This is a genomic window from Pantoea sp. NGS-ED-1003 (genome assembly GCF_000738765.1).
Classification (GTDB): Bacteria; Pseudomonadota; Gammaproteobacteria; order Enterobacterales; family Enterobacteriaceae; genus Pantoea; species Pantoea septica.
Genome location: NZ_JPQA01000002.1, coordinates 507265 through 525770 on the forward strand (window position 1 = coordinate 507265; position 18506 = coordinate 525770).

General features: G+C 58.8%; 16 protein-coding genes and 2 pseudogenes. 6 read left to right on the forward strand and 12 right to left on the reverse strand.

All coding sequences use genetic code 11. The features are described from left to right. Positions 1-17: 17 nt before the first annotated feature. Together JS46_RS05840 and JS46_RS05845 are read left to right on the forward strand one after the other, a co-directional pair. Complete coding sequence (locus tag JS46_RS05840; protein WP_033748897.1) at positions 18-959, forward strand: LysR family transcriptional regulator; 942 nt, start codon at positions 18-20, stop codon at positions 957-959. Between the two features lie 380 nt (positions 960-1339). Next, a complete protein-coding gene (locus JS46_RS05845; RefSeq protein WP_033748898.1) occupies positions 1340-2545 on the forward strand; it encodes a diguanylate phosphodiesterase in 1206 nt (401 codons plus the stop codon). Positions 2546-2600: 55 nt separating this feature from the next. Here the strand turns inward: JS46_RS05845 and JS46_RS05850 are convergent, their stop codons facing one another. Both JS46_RS05850 and JS46_RS05855 read right to left on the reverse strand, forming a co-directional pair. Then, the gene (locus tag JS46_RS05850) at positions 2601-2816 is read right to left on the reverse strand and encodes a hypothetical protein (protein WP_033748899.1); all 216 of its coding nucleotides are present in this window, start codon (positions 2814-2816) and stop codon (positions 2601-2603) included. Positions 2817-2890: 74 nt separating this feature from the next. Then, positions 2891-3772 (reverse strand): alpha/beta fold hydrolase, encoded by an 882-nt coding sequence (locus JS46_RS05855; protein WP_033748900.1) that lies wholly within the window; start codon positions 3770-3772, stop codon positions 2891-2893. A gap of 168 nt (positions 3773-3940) precedes the next feature. On the opposite strand from JS46_RS05855, the gene JS46_RS05860 reads away from it, so the two are divergent. Next, entirely contained in the window at positions 3941-4531 is a 591-nt protein-coding gene (locus JS46_RS05860) for an ABATE domain-containing protein (RefSeq protein WP_033748901.1), read from the forward strand. Here the strand turns inward: JS46_RS05860 and JS46_RS23255 are convergent. Both JS46_RS23255 and JS46_RS05865 read right to left on the reverse strand, forming a co-directional pair. Further along, a pseudogene (locus tag JS46_RS23255) lies at positions 4528-4668 on the reverse strand (Lrp/AsnC ligand binding domain-containing protein); the annotation flags it as partial. The gene JS46_RS05860 and the pseudogene JS46_RS23255 overlap by 4 nt on opposite strands. Positions 4669-4754: 86 nt before the next feature. After that, positions 4755-5843: a YncE family protein gene (locus tag JS46_RS05865; protein ID WP_033748902.1), complete on the reverse strand. Its 1089-nt coding sequence runs from the start codon at positions 5841-5843 to the stop codon at positions 4755-4757. A 397-nt stretch (positions 5844-6240) separates the two neighbouring features. On the opposite strand from JS46_RS05865, the gene fhuE reads away from it, so the two are divergent. Both fhuE and JS46_RS22850 read left to right on the forward strand, forming a co-directional pair. Beyond that, positions 6241-8412, forward strand: a complete 2172-nt coding sequence (gene fhuE, locus JS46_RS05875) for a ferric-rhodotorulic acid/ferric-coprogen receptor FhuE (protein WP_033748905.1) — start codon at positions 6241-6243, stop codon at positions 8410-8412. 265 nt (positions 8413-8677) lie between these two features. Then, positions 8678-10006 (forward strand): annotated as a pseudogene (locus tag JS46_RS22850) (MFS transporter). Between the two features lie 55 nt (positions 10007-10061). Here JS46_RS22850 and JS46_RS05885 read toward each other — a convergent pair. Next, positions 10062-11009, reverse strand: a complete 948-nt coding sequence (locus tag JS46_RS05885; protein WP_033748906.1) for an NAD(P)-dependent oxidoreductase — start codon at positions 11007-11009, stop codon at positions 10062-10064. Beyond that, positions 11009-11701 carry an RraA family protein gene (locus tag JS46_RS05890; protein WP_033748907.1) on the reverse strand — a complete coding sequence of 231 codons (693 nt, stop codon included), beginning with the start codon at positions 11699-11701 and terminating at the stop codon, positions 11009-11011. Before JS46_RS05890 ends, JS46_RS05885 begins: the two co-directional genes overlap by 1 nt. Before the next feature lie 171 nt (positions 11702-11872). On the opposite strand from JS46_RS05890, the gene JS46_RS05895 reads away from it, so the two are divergent. After that, a complete protein-coding gene (locus JS46_RS05895) occupies positions 11873-12583 on the forward strand; it encodes an IclR family transcriptional regulator (protein ID WP_033748910.1) in 711 nt (236 codons plus the stop codon). 102 nt (positions 12584-12685) lie between these two features. Here JS46_RS05895 and JS46_RS05900 read toward each other — a convergent pair whose 3' ends face one another. From JS46_RS05900 to JS46_RS05925, 6 genes are all read right to left on the reverse strand, one after another. Beyond that, on the reverse strand, positions 12686-13000 hold the full coding sequence (locus tag JS46_RS05900) for a DNA-binding transcriptional regulator (protein ID WP_033748913.1): 315 nt from the start codon (positions 12998-13000) through the stop codon (positions 12686-12688). Then, the gene (locus JS46_RS05905; RefSeq protein ID WP_033748916.1) at positions 12993-13337 is read right to left on the reverse strand and encodes a hypothetical protein; all 345 of its coding nucleotides are present in this window, start codon (positions 13335-13337) and stop codon (positions 12993-12995) included. Before JS46_RS05905 ends, JS46_RS05900 begins: the two co-directional genes overlap by 8 nt. Before the next feature lie 114 nt (positions 13338-13451). Continuing rightward, the gene (gene aroD / locus JS46_RS05910) at positions 13452-14297 is read right to left on the reverse strand and encodes a type I 3-dehydroquinate dehydratase (protein WP_033748917.1); all 846 of its coding nucleotides are present in this window, start codon (positions 14295-14297) and stop codon (positions 13452-13454) included. 94 nt (positions 14298-14391) lie between these two features. Then, positions 14392-15780 (reverse strand): cytosine permease, encoded by a 1389-nt coding sequence (locus JS46_RS05915; protein WP_033748918.1) that lies wholly within the window; start codon positions 15778-15780, stop codon positions 14392-14394. Positions 15781-15989: 209 nt separating this feature from the next. Then, complete coding sequence (locus tag JS46_RS05920; RefSeq protein WP_033748920.1) at positions 15990-17456, reverse strand: aldehyde dehydrogenase; 1467 nt, start codon at positions 17454-17456, stop codon at positions 15990-15992. Positions 17457-17467: 11 nt separating this feature from the next. Further along, the gene (locus tag JS46_RS05925; RefSeq protein ID WP_033748929.1) at positions 17468-18505 is read right to left on the reverse strand and encodes an LLM class flavin-dependent oxidoreductase; all 1038 of its coding nucleotides are present in this window, start codon (positions 18503-18505) and stop codon (positions 17468-17470) included. Between the last annotated feature and the right edge of the window lies 1 nt (position 18506).

Genomic DNA, 18506 nt, shown 5'->3' on the forward strand with positions numbered 1-18506 from the left:
TTGCAGGAATTGCATTAATGGACGGTACCGGTTCGATTGATCTGCGCGCCCTGCGCTTTTTCCTTAGCGTGTACGATGCGCAAAATTTTTCCGTGGTAGCGCGGCGCGAAGGGGTATCCGCTTCCGTGGTGTCGCGCACTATTCTCCAGCTGGAGGATGCGCTGGGGCAGCAGCTCTTCTACCGCAACACGCGCGCGGTGATCCCGACCGAAGCGGGCCGGCTGTTTGTTGACTATGCGCGCGCCATTGACAGCCAGTTCAGCGACGCGCGTCAGGCATTGCAGGAGCGATCGCTTCAGCCCTCAGGCCTGGTGCGGCTCAATGCGCCTGTTTTTTTTGGCCAGCGGCATATCGCGCCCTGGCTGGCGGGCCTGTCTGCACGCTATCCGCTGCTGGAGATTGAGCTGACGCTAACTGACGACTATGTCGACCCGCATCGCACCGCGACCGATCTTATCTTTCGCATCGGCACGCTCACCGACTCCTCATTTCACGCGCGAGTGCTGGGCAGTCAGCGCTACTATCTGGCCGCTGCGCCAGACTACCTCGCCAGGCATGGCGTTATCGCCAGTCCGGATGCGCTGAGCGAGCATCACTGTCTGGTCTATCGCGGATCCGCGGGCGCCAATCGCTGGCTGTTCCGGCGCGACGGCGCGCCCTGGGTGCACTATCCGGTGATGCCGCTGCTGTCGTCGAACAACGCTGAAACCTTGCTGACCGCCGCGCTGGGCGGCATGGGGATGGTGCTTTTTCCTGACTGGCTGACGGGCGATCATCTGCGCACGGGCAAGCTGGTCAGGCTGCTGGAGGAGTTTGAAGCGGGGATCAATCCCGTGCCGCAGCAAATTGCGACGATCTATCCCAATACGCGCCATCCACCGCTCAGCGTGCGCGCGGTGATCGATTACTTTGTCGAGGTCTATGGTTCTCCGCTTTACTGGCAGCGTGGCGATAGTTAACGTTTTTGCAATACTAAGCGGTAATTAAAGCGAAGCGGCTAATGGCGGGCGAGGATATTTCAGGCTCTGCCGACAGGCGCCACGCACTACTGCGTACCGAGATAACGTGCATTTATCTTGCAACTTTATCTGACCTGAAAGCAGATGATTTCATTTCCCTAAAACATAATCACTTTCAGAGACTTATAAATAATATAAGTGAAGAAAAAGAGGAACGTTAAAAGAAAGGGAATTTAAGCGAAACGAAAAACTGTTATGACCTGTTTTTTAAAAAAACACCTTCTCGCAAACTTTTTTTTATTTCTAAAAAAAAGCGCTAGACAATTCCTGCGCGACCTCTGTTAATGTGTGCCTCACAAAAGCTAAGACTGGAATTATCCATGCTGACAACAATAATCTATCGCAGCCATCTATCAGACGACGTGCCTGTAAAAACGCTGGATAATTTAGCCACACGCGCCAATACAACGAACGAGACTTTCGACGTTACCGGAATTTTGCTGTTTGACGGCACCCATTTTTTTCAGCTTCTGGAGGGTTCCGATGCAGCGGTATGCGCCATTTATGAGCGCATTTGCGCGGATAAGCGTCATCATAATTTAGTTGAACTGATGTATGACTATTCGCCGTCGCGCCGCTTCGGCAACGTCGGCATGGAGCTGTTCGACCTGCGCAAGTATGACAAAGAGACGGTGCTGCAGGCGGTGCTCAATAAAGGTACCTCAAAGTACCAGCTTACCTATGACGACCGCGCCTTGCAGTTCCTGCGCACCTTCGTCGAAGCGCGAGAAAAAGCCAACTACTTTGAAATCCCGCCGACCGATACCCTGCATTTTGTCGTAGAGGAGGCGCTGGAAAAAGCCATTGCGCCGCCGGACGCCGCTGACTGCAGCTTCGCCTTTCAGCCGATTATCGATCCGCTGATGCAGCAAATCGTCTCGCTGGAGGCGCTGATCCGCACGCCGGACGGCAGTGCGCCGACCGACTATTTCGCCCAGTTCTCCGGCGACGAGATTTACGCTGCCGATATCAAAGCGAAAGGCGTCGCCTTCGCGCTGGCGAAAAAGCTCGATATTCAGGGCCAGACGTTATCGGTCAATTTACTGCCGATGTCGCTGGTGGTGGTGCCGAACGCGGTAGAGATTTTGCTGGATCAGATCAAGCAGAATGGACTGGTGCCGGAACAGGTGGTGGTGGAGGTGACGGAAAATGAGGTGATTTCACGTCTTGATGAGTTCACCATCGCCGTTAAGCAACTGCGCGCGGCAGGCATCAGCATCGCGCTGGATGATTTCGGCGCCGGCTTTGCCGGGCTGTCGCTACTGTCTCGTTTCCAGCCGGACAAAATTAAAATCGACCGTAATCTCATTATCGACGTGCACAAAAGCGGGCCGAAACAGGCGATTGTGCATGCGATTCTTAAATGCTGCTCCTCGCTGGAGATCAGCGTTATCGCTGAAGGGGTCGAGAAACCGGAAGAGTGGATGTGGCTGGAAGCCGCTGGCATCAGCAATTTCCAGGGTTATCTGTTTGCCCGTCCGCAGCTGAACGGCATTCCGGCGGTCGCCTGGCCGGAGATTCAGTAAGGCTACCAGACGGGCCGCCTTCAGCGCGGCCCCTCTGTTATCACTCAGCCAGATGCTAGATTTCGTCGTTCGGCGGAATGGCGTTTTTCCCCAGCTTCACCAGAAAACTGCCGTCGACGCGTTTGATTTTCGCGCCCCGATCGCCCCAGTACATCGCGATACCAAAAAACTCATCGGCAGAAAGCTCATAGCCGATAACCACTGATTTATGCTCCCCGCTGCTGAGCAGTTCATTCAGCTCATCTAGATTGCTGGCGATAGCGTAATCCATGTTTCCCCCCTGATGATTCACTTTAAATAGTGCGGCCAAAGTTTAACCATACGCTATCCCGGCAAATCCGCCATCTAAACCGCTTCGCCGCCGATCACCTGTCTGATGCGCTGCGCGATATAGACCGCATGGGTTTCCAGCGCAAAATGGCCCGTATCGAGCAGCTCGACCTGCGCCTGTGGGTTATCCCGCAAATAAGCCTGCGCGCCCGGCGGAATAAAGAAGGGATCGTGTTTGCCCCAGATAACCAGCGTCGGCAGCTGTTTTTCGCGGAAGAACTGCTGAAAAGCCGGGTAGCGCGTCAGGTTATTAGCGTAGTCCAGGAAGAGATCCAGCTGAATCGCTTTGTTGCCGGGCCGCTCCATCAGCAGCGCATCGAGCATATAGCCTTCCGGCGCCACCAGCGTTTCGTCGCTGACGCCATGCAAATATTGCCAGCGGGTTCCTGCCAGATTGAGCACGTTGTCATGCACGGCCTGGCGATTTTCCGGCGTCGGCTGCGCCCAGTAGCGGCGAATCGGCTCCCATGCGTCGCCCAGTCCTTCCAGATAAGCATTGCCGTTTTGCGACACCAGGCCGGTTACCCTGTCGGGATAAGCGAGCGCCAGCCGCAGTCCGCTCGGCGCGCCATAGTCGAACACGTAAAGCGCGTAGCGTTCGAGCCGTAATGCATCGACGAACGCGGCGAGCGTTTCGCCCAGCGCGTCGAAGCTATAGACGTAACGGCGCGCGTCCGGCACTTCGGTAAAACCAAAGCCAGGCAGATCGGGCGCCACCAGATGAAATCTGTCGCTCAGCAAGGGAATCAGATCGCGAAACTGATGCGAGGAGCTGGGATAGCCGTGCAGCAGCAGCAGCGTGGGAAGTTCAGGATTGCCTGCCTCGCGGTAGAACACGCGCACGCCGTCAGCGTCGACATAGCGATAATGCACTGGATAGAGCGGATTGCTGATCATTTCGACCTCTCATGTAACCGTTAAAGTTGTTTTTTACAGGTTGATTTATACCCTGGCACAGAATTTAAACCTTTAAAAGTTATTTTTAGCGGTTACTTGAGTGCGTCACCGTTGCAGCAAGTAACCATTCAAAGTAATCTTTAATGGTTATCAGGAGAGCCAAATCAAATGAAAGAGAGAAACAGCGAAAGCTTACCCGCCGCGCCGTTGCAGATTGGCGATCATCTGGCGCTCGATTTTCTGAACACCGTGGCGCAGGTCGATGGCGAGCCGCATGATTTTTTTCAGCGTGACGAGGATGTGGTGCGCTGGCTTGAGGCGGCGGGATGCGGGTCAGCCGGGAGGGAGCGTGAAGCGCACGCTGGCGGATTGCTCAAGGCGGCGCGTGAACTGCGCGCCGTTATCCTGCAGGCGGTACAACGGAAAAAGAGAGAAGAGATATGGCAGCCGGAGCAGCTCAATCGCTTCCTTCGCAGCGCCTCCAGCCACTTTGAGCTGACGCTGAATCGCGACGGCCAGTATGAGTATCGCCGTGTCTACGCGACGGCCACGCCCGAGCAGCAGCTGGGTCCGGTGGCGGAACAGGCTGCCGATCTACTGGTAAACGGCGATTTCTCGCTGGTGCGCGAGTGCGAGCATCCCGACTGCACGCTGTGGTTTTACGACCGCACCAAAGCGCATCGCCGCCGCTGGTGCAGCATGGCACTCTGCGGCAACCGGGCCAAGGCGGCGCGCTTTCGCCAGATGACTCAAGGCTAAAGCGACACGGCCGGCCGCGTCGGTTCGGACATGCTCTGCATCTCTTTGATTCCCGGCAGGCGACGCATAACGCTCATGGCGAAATCGGCAAAGCTGTCGAGATCGGCGGCCACTACCTGCAACAGGAAGTCGCTATCGAACTGGTGGCGCTGGGGCTGCGGGACCGAAGAAAGCAGTTACCCGCCTGACCGGCAATCTAAAGCTCTATCGTTAGCGCGGCGCATTACGGCAGCGCAATGCGCACTACGCTGTCCGGCCCTTTCGTGGAGTTGTCTTTGTTGAAGTCCTGCTTCAGTGTGACGTAGAGCACCCCGCCGTCTGGGGAAAGCAGCAGGCTGTTGGGATGGCTGTTAAATGCCCAGCTGTTTTTCACCGCGTAGCTGGTGGCGTCAAGCTGAAGCACCTTCTTCGACTCGCGTTGGCTGATATAGATCTCATTGCGCGCCGGGTTGAACTTAATGCCCAGCGCATCGCCTTCGAGACGTTTGATCACTTTGCCGGAACGTTCGTCAAACACCAGCGTGGCTTTCGCTTTTGAGTCGTCAGTGACGAACAGGCGGCCGGTAGCGGGATCCTCCGCCAGGTTCAGGAACAGATACTCTTTGCCGTCATGCGGCGAGAGACGTTTCTCGATACGGTGGGTATGAGGATTGATCACCAGAATTTCGCCGCCGCCGTTGGCAGCATAGACGCGGTCGGTCAGCGACGAGTAAATGATGCCGGTCACCCATTTTCCAGCGTTGGGAATGCGCTTTTTCAGCGTCATGCGCTTCGCATCCACCACAGAGATAAAGCCGGGATCGGCCACGCCCCCAATGAAGAGTTCGTTGTTGTGGAACAGCACTTCTCGCGCACCGATGGGATCGCCATCTTTATCTTTACCTTTGAACATCAGACGCTGCAGCACCTTGCCGCTCTGCACATCCACCTGCGAGACGCCGCCGTCAAGCGTGTTGGTGGCGCAAAAGCGATCTCCGCTGCTGTCCACCGCCATGCCGAAGTTTTTCAGATCGGTGTGGGTGACGCCTTTGGTCGCCAGCGTAGTGGGATCAAGACGATAAATAACGCCGCCGTTTACCGCATTAAAGCCCTGCGCGCTGGCGACAAACAGGGCGTTTGCCGCAGGCGCGTAAGCCATCTCGTAAAGCCCCTCGCCCAGCTCGCGCTGCGTCAGGTTAGCGGCGGCGGGCTTAGCTACAGCCGTCGCGGCGGGCGCAGCAGTGCGCGCCGGTGTCTGACAGGCCGTCAGAGCTGACGCTGCGATAATGACAACGGCAAGCGCGCGTTGGCGCGGGGTGAATAGCGATTTCATGCAGGACTCCATCAATGGAAAAGCTTCTCCCGTCAGGCGCTGCCGAGGCGGGAATAGCAAAATGAATGAGAATCATACTCATTAACATCAAAGTCGACAATCCGGTTGCCTGTGGCCAGGCCTGACGACGTCTACCGCCGTGCCGCTCAGAGAGGTAATTACGTTTGCTTTATGAACAGCTTGTTCTGATGCCGCTGCTGAGATGATGCAATTCTAATTTTAACAATATGATTAATATCATTTTTACATTCAGTTACAAATGCGACGCAATTTATCTGCGCCGAATTAAAGCAAATGATTATCATTAACGTTCTCATTACAGTCCCATATTCTCTGCGCTTCGTTGCGACAGAGACGAGCAAGGGCACCATAACAATACTTCCTGATGGAAAAAATTATGTCTTTCAGCGGCAGGGAAACAGGCGCGGCAGCGCGCGCACCACGATCGATAAAAACCTTCACGCTCACATTGCTGGCGCTGGCGATCCACGCTGGCGCGCATTCCGCCTGGGCCGCAGAGAGCGACGCTTCGCCTCAGCAGCTGGTGGTTGACGGCAGCGTGACGGACGCGGCACAAAGCAGTCAGGATTATCAGGTCACCACCACGCGAGCCGGCACCAAAATGCTGCTGACGCCGCGTGACGTGCCGCAGTCGGTTACTGTCGTCACCCGCCAGCGCATAGACGATCAGGATCTTCAGACGGTAGATGATGTGCTGACCAACGCCACCGGCGTCTCATCGCAGCAGGTTGACAGCGAGCGCAGCTACTACTACTCACGCGGCTTTCAGATCACCGACTTCTCCTATGACAACATCCCCACCACCACGGGCGACGCCTGGAACTATGGCGACGCTGCAGAAGATACGGCGATTTACGATCGCATCGAAATTGTGCGCGGTGCCAACGGCCTGATGACCGGCGCGGGGGATCCAGGCGCTACGGTCAATATGGTGCGCAAGCACGCCGACAGCAAAACCTTTACTGGCAACCTCAGCGCCAGCTACGGCAGCTGGAACGCGCAGCGCTATGTGGCGGATCTCTCCGCTCCGCTTAACGCCGACGGCAGCGTGCGAGGCCGCGTTATCGCCGGCTACCAGAATCAGGAGAGCTGGCTCGATCGCTACCAGAAAACCAAAAAATTCCTCTATGGCGTGGTGGATGCCGACCTGAGCGACCACACCACCCTGTCGCTCGGCTGGGATTATCAGCAGCAGCATACCGGCAACCCCACCTGGGGCGGCTTACCGAGCCTGTTCAGCAACGGATCGCGCACCCGCTACGACCGCAGCACCAATACCTCGACCGACTGGGCGAGTTATGCAGTGGAATCGCGTAAGGTATTTGCCAACGTCACCCATAACTGGGACAACGGCTGGACCTTCCAGCTGAACGGCACCCACGGCGAACAGACCCTCAATGACAAACTGCTCTACGTTATGGATAATCCGGACGAGGAAACCGGACTCGGCGCCAGCGGCTTCGGCAGCCAAGATCGCGGCAAACGCACGCTGGACTCCTGGGACGCCTACGCCAGCGGCCCATTTGAGCTGCTGGGACGTCAGCATCAGCTGATGGCGGGGCTGAGCTACAGCCGCCAGCACAACGCCTCCTGGAGCGCAAACGGCCCGGTCAGCAGCGAACAGCTTGGGGTCTTCAGCAGCAGCTGGGACGGCTCCCTCGCCGAGCCTGAATGGGGCGACTGGTATCTGAATAACGACGATATCGTGCGGCAGAAATCCGCCTATACCGCCGCGCGTTTCTCGCTGGCCGATCCGCTGTCGCTGGTCGTCGGCGCGCGCTATACGCAGTACAGCACCGACGGCAGCAGCGGCGATATGCGCAAGAACAACGTGACGCCTTACGGTGGTCTGGTGTACGACCTGAGCGAAAGTCTCTCCGCCTACGCCAGCTACACCTCGATCTTCTCGCCGCAAACCAAACGCAGCGCCGACGGCGCCTGGCTGTCGCCTGTTACCGGGAAAAACTATGAAACCGGCCTGAAAGCGGACTGGATGAATGGCCGTCTGACCAGCAATCTTGCTATTTTCCGCATCGAACAACAGAACGCCGCCGAGGCGATTGACGGCATCTTTGTCAACGGGTCGAGCGAGCAGGCCTACCGCGCGACGCAGGGCGCGGTGAGTAAAGGCGCGGAGCTGGAGGTAAATGGCGCAGTCACCGACAATCTGCAACTCACCTTCAGCGCCACGCGCTATGTGGCGCGCGACAGCAGCGGCCGCTACAACAGTTTTGCGCCGCAAACGCAGCTCAAGCTCTTTAGCCGCTATCGCCTGCCGATGCTGCCGGAGTTGACGCTGGGCGGCGGGATAAACTGGCAGAACCGCGTTTATCAGGATATCACCGGACCGAGCGGCGAGACGCAGCGCCTCTACCAGGGCAGCTACCCGCTGGTGGATCTCTTTGCCCGCTATCAGGTGACGAAGCAGCTGGCCGTGCAGGCGAATCTTCATAACCTGTTTGACCGCGAATACTACTCTTACCTCGACAGCTCTGCCGTTTACGGGGAGCCGCGCAATATGTCGGTCAGTCTGAACTACAGCTTCTGATGCTGCTCCCTGGCGCCCGCCGGGGAGCATTACCTGTTTCCTTACCTTGCCCAACCATGGGCAGAATTTTAATGGCATCACATAACCGCTATCATCGCGCCATCTTTTTGTGACATCTCACTCAACCTTGCAACATGCCACTGCAGATAAAAGCACATGCAGAGATAATGAGTTGTACTCTGTACATAATAGTTTTACACAGTAAAACAACCTACTCCCGCAAGTTCGCGCTTTGCCGGGGACGACTTCTGTTAAGAGGTACATCATGTCTGAAAAGATGCACGCTTCATCTGCGCCCTCAGAGCTGGAAAGGCAAACCGTCAGGCGCGTCGTCTGGCGGATCCTGCCCTTTTTGATCGTCTGTTACCTGATTGCGATCATCGACCGGGGCAATATCGGCATGGCATCGCTGCAAATGAATGAGGATCTGGGGTTGTCGAAAGCGGTTTTCGGCCTGGCCAGCAGCCTGTTCTTTATCGGCTACTTTCTGTTTGAAGTGCCGAGCAACCTGGCGATGCAAAAGATCGGCGCAAAGATCTGGATCTCCCGCATCATGATTACCTGGGGCATCGTGTCGGTCTGCACCGCTTTTGTAGAGAGCAGCGAAATGCTTTATCTGCTGCGCTTTCTGCTGGGCGCCGCGGAAGCGGGTTTCTTTCCCGGCGTTATCCTCTATCTCACCTACTGAATCCCGGCGAAGTACCGCGCGCGCGTTATCGCTACCTTTATGGTGGCGATCCCGGCCGCTAACTTTATCGGGTCGCCGATTTCCGGCGCGATCCTGTCGCTGGACGGCTGGTTCGGCATGCGCGGCTGGCACTGGCTCTTCATTCTCGAAGGCGTTCCCGCGGTGCTGCTGGGCGTGGCGGCCTTTTTCGTGCTGAGCAATCGTCCGGACAGCGCGAGCTGGCTCACCAGCGAGCAGCGCAACTGGCTCTCATCCACTCTGGCGGCGGAAAATGCCCAACGCAAAGCCATCGGCCATATTTCCCTGTGGCAGCTGCTGCGCCACAAGCATATCTGGGTCATGGCGCTGATCTACGCCGGCGCTTCCGCCGCCGGATCCACGCTCAGCGTCTGGTCGCCGCAGCTGTTGAAGTCGTTTGGGCTGGATAACTTTACCACTGGCCTGGTGAACGCGATCCCTTACGGGCTGGCATCGGTGCTGATGATTGTGTGGGGCCGCAGTTCAGACCGCACCGGCGAACGACGCTGGCATACCGCTTTGACGCTGTTCCTGATTGCGGGCGGCCTGCTTTCCGCCTTTATCAGCCAGTCTCTCACCGGCAGCGTGGTGATCCTGTCGCTGGTGTTAATCGGCGCCTATTCGATGAAAGGTCCGTTCTGGGCGCTGGCCTCAGGCTGGTTATCCTCTTCGACCGCGGCGGCCGGGCTGGCGGCTATCGGCGCTGTCGCCAATTTGATCGGCGGCGGCCTGATGGTGAACGTGTACGGCATGATCAATCAGGCGACCGGCAGCCATACGCTGGCGATGATGCCGCTGGCGTTGCTCTGCGCGGCGGGCGGTATCGCGGTGCTGGTGATGGGCCGCAAGTCGCAGCTGCGGGTTGAGGCTGAGGCGCAGCCGCGATAAGCAATCGACAGGCGTAAAAAAAGGCGCGATAAGCGCCTTTTTTATTGCCTGCTATTTATACCGGCGAAGGCGCCTCGGCGGCGTCTTCCTGCAGCACGCTCAGCACATTGCGCGCCGCCGCGCAGCCCATTTTTACGTATGAGGTATCGCTTACGCCGCCGATATGGGGAGAGAGGATCAGGTTGTCCAGCTGCTGCCAGCGGTGCGGCGCGGTCAGCGGCTCCTGCGCAAAACTGTCCAGCGCGGCGCAGCGCAGCGTGCCGTCCTGCAGCGCTTCCGCTAACGCCTCTTCATCAATGAGACCGCCGCGGGCGGTGTTGATCAGCATGGCGCCTGGTTTGAACTGCGCCAGCGCCGCGCGATCGATCATGCCCTGGTTTTGGGCGGTCAGCGGACAGTGAAGCGACACTACGTCGGCCCGACGCAGCAGCGTCGCCAGCTCGACCGATTCGCATCCGTCAGGCAGCTGTTTCGCCCAGGGATCACAGGCGATAACCTGCATGCCGAAGGCCGCGCCTGCTTTCGCCACGCGGCCGCCGATCGCGCCCAGTCCGATCAGCCCCAGCGTGCGTCCCTCCAGCTCCAGCGATTTATGCCGCGCTTTATCCCAGTGCCCTTCGCGCATGCGCTTGTCCAGCGTAATTACCGATTTGGCGCAGGCGAGGATCAGCGCCCAGGTGTGCTCCGCGACGGCGGCGGCGTTGGCGCCCACCGCGGCCAGCACGCGGATACCGCGCTGCGCCGCCGCAGCCTGGTCGATCACGTCGATTCCGCTGCCATGTTTGGCAATCACCCGCAACGCCGGGGCGGCCGCCATCACGCGCTCGTTAATCTTGCCGTAGCGCACAATGATGGCGAGCGGATTATGCTGCTGGCACAGGGCGATCAGATCCGCCTCGCCTGGCTGACGGCCGGCATAGACCAACTGATAAGCGTGCAGCAGATCGACCGCCTCCTGCGCCAGATCGCTGCCGGTAATGATAATGGTCGGCTTATGGCTCATCACAGCGTCTCCCCGTCGTTCAGCATACCCGCCGCGCGCAGCGCCTCTTCCAGCCAGGGCGCGCGAATATCGCCCTGACGGATAGCCTGAAGCCGACGATTTTCGCCATCCAGCTTTTTCTGCGCCAGCTGCAGCAGCGCTGCGACCTCTTCCCGCGGCAGCACTACCACGCCGTCCGCGTCGCCAATAATCAGATCCCCTGGCTGGATCGCCGCGCCCGCCACCGATACCGGTTGATTAACGCGCCCGGCAATGGATTTAGTCGGACCGCAGGGATTAAGCCCGGCGGAGAAGACCGGAAAAGCGCCTTGCGCCAGCGCAGCGCTGTCGCGCACTGCGCCATCGATAATTATCCCGGCGATACCGGCGGCGTGCGCCTGGGCAGACATGATCTCCCCGATCAGGGCGCAGCTAAGATCCCCTTTCCCGTCGACGACGATAACGTCGCCCGGCTGGGCAATCGCCAGCGCCGCATGAATGGCCAGGTTATCGCCGGGGCGCACTTCCACGGTTACCGCAGACCCGGCGACTTTCATGGCTGGGTTTAGCGGTTTAATTCGCCCGTGCAGCGTGCCGCGTCGTCCTGCCACATCCGCGAGTATCGCCGCCTGAAATTCTGCGGCGCGTTTGACGAGGTCGGGCTCGACGCGCGCAATAGCGCGTTTTAATAGAGATGATGGATGATCGGTCATGGCTGTCGCTCCTGTTGTTTTACTCTGTAAAACTATGTTTTACTATATACAACGACTATAGCCAGCCAGCCTCTGGCAAAGCCACTGTTAACGATTCATTTGTGATGTAAACACGATGTAAATCACAAATTGCAGGTTACAATCCGTAGCGCCAAAATCAGGAGGAACAGGATGGGAAATGAAGGCGTAGTTGCCGTAGAGAAAGCGCTGGCGCTGCTCGACTGCTTTAAACCGGGCGAGGAGTCCTTGACGCTGACCGCGCTGGCGCAGGCCTCGGGTCAGCATAAAACCACGGTCTATCGCCTGATGAATTCGCTGGAGCGAATGCATTATGTCATCCGCCGTGAGAACGGCAGCTACTCGCTTGGGCCGCGTCTGCTCTATCTCGGCAAGCTCTATGAACAATCTTTTCATCTGGCGAACATTGTCCAGCCGGAGCTGCACGCGCTGGCGGCCGCCACCGGCGAAAGCGCCTCCTGGTACGTTATCGAGGAGGGGCAACGGCTCTGCCTGTTCCGCGCCGAGTCGTCGGAAGGGCTGCGCGAAACGCGGCTGGCGGGCAGCTCGCTGCCGCTGGATAACTCCGCTATCGGCCAGGTGCTGCGCCACTGGGGTCTGCACGAGCCACTGTTTGCCCAGCCGCCTGCGCTGCCGCTCTATACGTCCGGCATTCGCGATCCGCATATCGCCGCGTTTTCGATGCCGGTATTCGGCGAGGGCGATACGCTGGCCGCCGCGCTGGCCATCACCGGCCCCTCATCACGTCTGACGCCGGATCGCACCGACCGCGACGTTGCCCGCGCAATGCAGGATAGCGCTTATCGCCTGTCGACGCGGCTGGGCGCCAGCAAGGGATTTTGCGACCGCTTTTATCAGCGCTGACGAACATCGGTAAAGAGAAATGAAAATCGAGCGCCGCCATTGATTGAGCGGTGCTCGACGTTATTGGTGTTTCTTCAGCAGGTAATCAGGCTGGCGCCCTATTCAGAGGTGCGCGAGTACGTTAAGCGTGTCGGGATTTTGCTGAACCATACGGATCAGCAACACAGCCTGAGCATTAGGCTTTGCGCGCCCCTGCTCCCAGTTCTGATAGGTGGTCTCACCTGTGTGAAGATAATGAGCGAAAACAGCCTGAGAGAGATTAAGATTTTCACGCACGCGACGTAACTCTTCAGGTGCAATCGTGGCAGGCGCGCGTTTTTCAACTTTATAGGATTTAAGCGTTATTTTGCCTTCCTGATGATCTTTTAGCTCCTGCATACCTGCCATCAGTTCACTAAAGATATCGCGTTCAGCCATTTCTCAACCCTTTCTTAATTACGTTAAGCGCCTCAGCAAGCGCATCGCGCTGTTGTCTGGACAAATCGTCATTTTGGTCTTTGTCATAGAGCGTAAACAGGATGAACTGGCGATGTCCGAGCGACCAGTAATAGATAACCCTGATACCGCCTCGCGTTCCCTTGTTTCTGCGTTCGTCCTTGAAGCGAACCTTACGTAAGCCTCCTGTATCAGGAATAAGATCGCCCTTTTCAGGATTCATCAGTAACATGTTCTGAAACTGCCGAAACTGATCGTCAGTAAGGTACTCAGCCCGATATCTTTGAAAGCTGGCAAGCTCGATGAAAGTAGCGTCCATGATATTCCCTGTCCCGAACCTGAGAGTAAAGTACCCCCAACCTGGGGATACTTCAAGCGCTTTGTCAGGGCTATAACGGCACGCTGCAATCGTTAGTCTTTACTGAATCGCAATTTAAAATGATGACGCATTCGCCTTATGCAGCGTGCTCATCGCCCGATCCAGCGCCTGCACCTCAAGCTGACCCGGCGCGGACGCCTCGTCCAGGGTGCCGAAAGTCAGATTGCTGCCGAAAATCTCACCCGACATGCGCGTCACCGCGCCCAGGCCGCCCATCGCCATGGTCAGCAGCGGCCTGTCGCTGCGCTGGCGCATCTGCCAGGTCACGTCGCTCAGGCGGCTGACGTCGTGCGGCGCTTTCGGCATCACCGCTATCTTCAGAATGTCCGCGCCGTGCGCCTCCTGCCACGCCAATCGCTGCAGCATGTCAGCGTTATCCGGCGTCGCCTGGAAGTCGTGATAAGAGAGGATAACCGCGACGTGACGGCGGTGCGCCTGCGTCACCAGCCGATCCACCGCCGGCGCGCCGATGCGCATCTCGATATCGATAAGATCGGCGAAGCCTGCCTCGATCCACTGCTGATAAAGGGCGATATAGCTGGCGTCGTCCGGCGACAGGCTGCCGCCTTCGTTTTTAGTGCGCAGCGTCAGCAGCAGCGGTTTGCCCTGTAGTTCGCGGCGCATCTCTCGCCCGAGCTGCGCGACTTTGTCAACGTTAGTGGCGAAATCGAGCTTATCGACACGCAGTTCGGCCATCTGCACCTGCGGCGTTTGCGCCGCCTGGCGCGCCAGCTTCAGCGCGCTCTCCGCATCGTCGCCTGTGGTCGAGACGATAATGGCCGGTTTGCCCTGCTGAATAGTGAGATTGCCCACCTGCAGCGGCCGCACGTGCGGCGTCGGCGGTTCCGCAGCCGCTGCGGAAACCGCCATCATCAGTAACGCTAACGGTGCTTTGAGCATAAAACTTCTCCCTGTCCTGAATAAAACACAGGGTTTAAGATCTAGCTCACGCCTTTGCCGTCAGCAAGCGGGATCGCCTCCGGCGTTGTTTTACCTATTGCGCGCGCTGCTGCTGAGGCGCCGTCAGCGACGCGCCTTTTTTATGGAACAGCAGATAGGCGGCGCTGGTCACCACCAGGCTGATCACCCAGGAGATATCGGCGCCAGGGATCAGATGCGCGTAGGGTCCGGTAAAGAAAGCGTTCTCAACGAACGGAATCTGCACCACCACGCCGCTGAAATAGATCAGCAGCGCGTTGGCGTTCACCAGCCCGTAGCGCCCCCCGTCGGCGCGGAAAATCGAAGGGATGTCATAGCGCTGCTGCTTCACCACATAAAAGTCGAGCAGGTTGATCACGCTCCAGGGGATCAGTACTCCAATCAGCGCCCAAATCAGGTTCAGGAAGAAGGAGACAAAGTTGGCCGATGCCGCCAGCGACACCAGCACGCCGCCCACTAGCACCACCGCTGAAAATATCACGCGCACGCGCGCCGCCGGCAGCCAGGCCGGGCGAAAGGTCTGCACGGCGGTAATCAGCGAAAGCACCGAACCATAAAGATTCATTGAGTTATGGCAGATGATATTCAGCAGGAACAGCACCATCAGCATCGGCCCGAGCCAGCCGGTCGCCTGCCGCACAGCCGCCATCGCATCCCCTTCGCCGCCGACTAAATTCACCGCCACCACGCCGAACAAAAAGGCCAGAATTGTGCCGCAGCAGGCGCCGAGCCAGGTGCAGATAAAAGGTTTGAACACCCCGATATTGGCGGGCAGATAGCGGGAATAGTCAGAGGTATAGGGTGAGAAGCTAATCTGCCACACCGCGCAGATGCAGAACGTGGCGAACCAGCCGTTGAGGCTGAAGCTGCCGCGCTGCCAGAAATCCACCGGTAGCGGACGGTCGAGCATCACGATCAACCCCACCACCAGCGCAATGCCCATGACCCAGGCGCCGACCTTGTTGATATGGTGGATAAAGCGATAGCCAACGATACCGATCAGCGTTGCCGCGACCGCGCCGAGGATGGTGGCGCTGTGGACCGGCAGCGCCGGGATCACGTTATTGATCACCTTGCCGGAGAGCGTCACGTTGGAGATAAAAAAGCCGAGGTAGATCGCCGTGGTAAAGCAGATCACCAGCAGCGATCCGTAGCGGCCAAACTGCGCGCGGCTCTGCACCATTTGCGGAATGCCGACGCGCGGCCCCTGCGCCGAGGTCAGCGCCAGAAACAGCCCGCCAAACAGATGACCAGCGATAATCGCCGAGATCGCCGACAGGATATTAAGATGGTAAGTCTGGGTCGAGATGGCGCCGGTCACCACCGCCAGCGGCGCGATATTGGTGCAGAACCACAGAGTGAACAGACTGCGCGCCTGGCCGTGCCGCTCGTTTTCCGGCACGTAGTCTACCGATTTATTTTCTATCACGTTGTTTTGAGACATTTTTATCCTCCGCACTGGGGATTTTTATTTTGTGATGTGTAGGGTTGTTTAGCTGAACTGCGGCAAAGCCTGGCCGGAGGCCGTCGTGGCCCCGACAACAATCGGGCTTCTGGATTCATCCTTTACGTCAGACGCGACGCCGGTATCCGTGCGGCGCGCGCCTGCGGGTAACCTCGTCCGTGAGGTTTTTTCCTGGTGTGGAAACGCAATTAACGCATGATAAAGGGATCGCCGATGGGCTCATCGCTGGTGCGCAGCCACACCGTTTTGGTGGTGGTGAACTCCAGCGCCGCCTCCATGCCGCCTTCGCGGCCGTGGCCCGACAGACCGTAGCCGCCAAACGGCGCCAGCGGCGACACCATGCGGTAGGTATTGATCCAGACCACGCCGCTGCGCAGCGCCTTCGTCACGCGATGGGCGCGCGCCAGGTTCTGCGTAAAGACGCCCGCGGCCAGCCCATAGGCGGTATCGTTGGCGAGGCGAATGGCCTCCGCTTCGTCGCGAAAGCTCACCACCGATAACACCGGACCGAACAGTTCGTTCACCACGGTTTCGGCCCGCGGCGCGGCAGAGCAGTCGAGAATGGTCGGCGGATAGTAGAAGCCGGGCCGGTCGATGACGTAGTGGCCGGTCAGCAGTCTCGCCCCCTGCTCCAGTGAGCGGGCGACCAGCGACTGAATGCGGGTTTTCTGCTGTTGCGTGCAGAGAGGGCCGAACTGCGTCGCCATCTCCTGCGGCGCGCCGATTACGATGCGCTCGACGCGCGCCACCAGCGTCGCCAGAAAACGTTCTTTGATGCTTTCCGCCACCAGCAGGCGCGAACCGGCGACGCAGCTCTGGCCCGACGCGGCAAAGATTGCCGCCACCTGCGCATTGGCCGCGCTCTCCAGGTCAGCGTCGTCAAAAACGATATACGGCGACTTGCCGCCCAGCTCCAGCGTGGTTTTGCTGAGGTTCTCCGCGCTGTTGCGCACGATGTGACGCGCAGTCTCCGGACCGCCGGTGAAGGCGATATGCGCCACGTCGGGATGAGTGGTCAACACCGTGCCGCAGCTCTCGCCGAAGCCGGTAATAACGTTGCAGACGCCCGCCGGGAAACCCGCCTCGGCAATCAGGCGAGCGAAGGCGAGCAGCGGCGTCGGCGCGCTTTCGGCCGCCTTCACCACCAGCGTACAGCCTGCCGCCAGCGCCGGGCCGATCTTCACCGCGGAGAGAAAAAGCTGGCTGTTCCAGGGAACGATCGCCGCCACGACGCCTACCGGCTCGCGCCGCGTCCAGGTTTCGGTGTCGGCCTTATCGATGCTGAGCACGCGCCCTTCCATCTTGTCGGCCAGCCCGGCGTAGTAACGGTAGTAGTCCGCGACATAGGCGATCTGCGCGCGGGTTTCGCGGATGATTTTGCCGGTGTCGAGCGTTTCCAGCCGCGCCAGCTCGTCAGCGTTCTGTTCGACCAAATCCGCCAGCCGCATCAGCAGCTTGCCGCGCATCGTAGCGGTCAGGTCGCGCCATGCCGGCGCGTTAAAGGCCTGATGCGCCGCCGCGACGGCGCGGTTGACCTCTTCCGCGCGCGCTTCGGCAATGGTCGCCCACGGCTGACCGGTGGCGGGATTCAGCGAGTCGAACGTTGCGGCGCCCGACTCAAACTGGCCGTTGATAAAGAGTTTGAACGATTCCATCTCGGCACCTGTTAGTGAAATTCGGGCATCACCTGGTTGATAAAGCGGGTCAGAGACGCTTTTTTACGTTCGAACGTCATGCCGCTGTCGATCCAGAGCGCAAATTCGTCATAGCCCAGCGCTTCGTAGTGCTTAAGGCGCGTGATCACCTCGTTGGCGCTGCCGATCGCCAGGTTCTTGCGCATCGCGGCGGCGGAGTAGTAGGTATTGGCGGCGATGTCGGCATCGCTCAGCGGCTGGATTAGCCCCTGACTGACCGGACGTTCGTTTTTGAACCAGGCGCCAAAGTAGTTGTAGAAGCGGTTAAGCTCTTCCGCCGCCTGCTGTGCGTCCGCTTCGTCCTCCGCCACGTAGCCATGCTGCAGCAGCATGATCTTCAGCGGCTTCTCCGGCGCGAGGCGCTGGCGCGTTTCGTGGAAGCACTGCGCCAGACGTACGATCTCTTCATCGCCCTGATGCAGTGGCGTAACCTGGACGTTGCAGCCGTTAGTCACGGCGAACTCGTGGCTGTTGGGATCGCGCGCGGCGATCCAGATAGGCGGGTGTGGCTGCTGCTTCGGCTTCGGCGACGAGGTAGAGAGCGGAAACTGCCAGAACTCGCCGTCGTGGGCATAGTCCCCTTCCCACAGTTTTTTCACCGCCGGCACCAGCTCGCGCATGCGCTGGCCGGCATCCCAGGCGGTCAGGCCCGGCATCATACGTTCATATTCGTAGCTGTAGGCGCCGCGCGCGATGCCCAGCTCCAGGCGACCGCCGGTAATGATATCGGTCATCGCCGCCTCGCCCGCCAGCCGCAGCGGATGGTTGAAGGGCGCGATCACCGTGCCGGTGCCGAGCCGCACGTTTTTGGTACGGTTCGCCAGATCCGCCAGGTTGATTAACGGGTTAGGCGCGATGGTGAAGTTCATGCCGTGATGCTCACCGGTCCAGATGGCGTGCATATTGGCCTGATCCGCCATCTCGCACAGCGCCATCATTTCCTGGTAGAGCTTGTCCTGCGGCTCATCGGGCGAAATGCGTTCCATATGGATAAAAAGTGACAGTTTCATA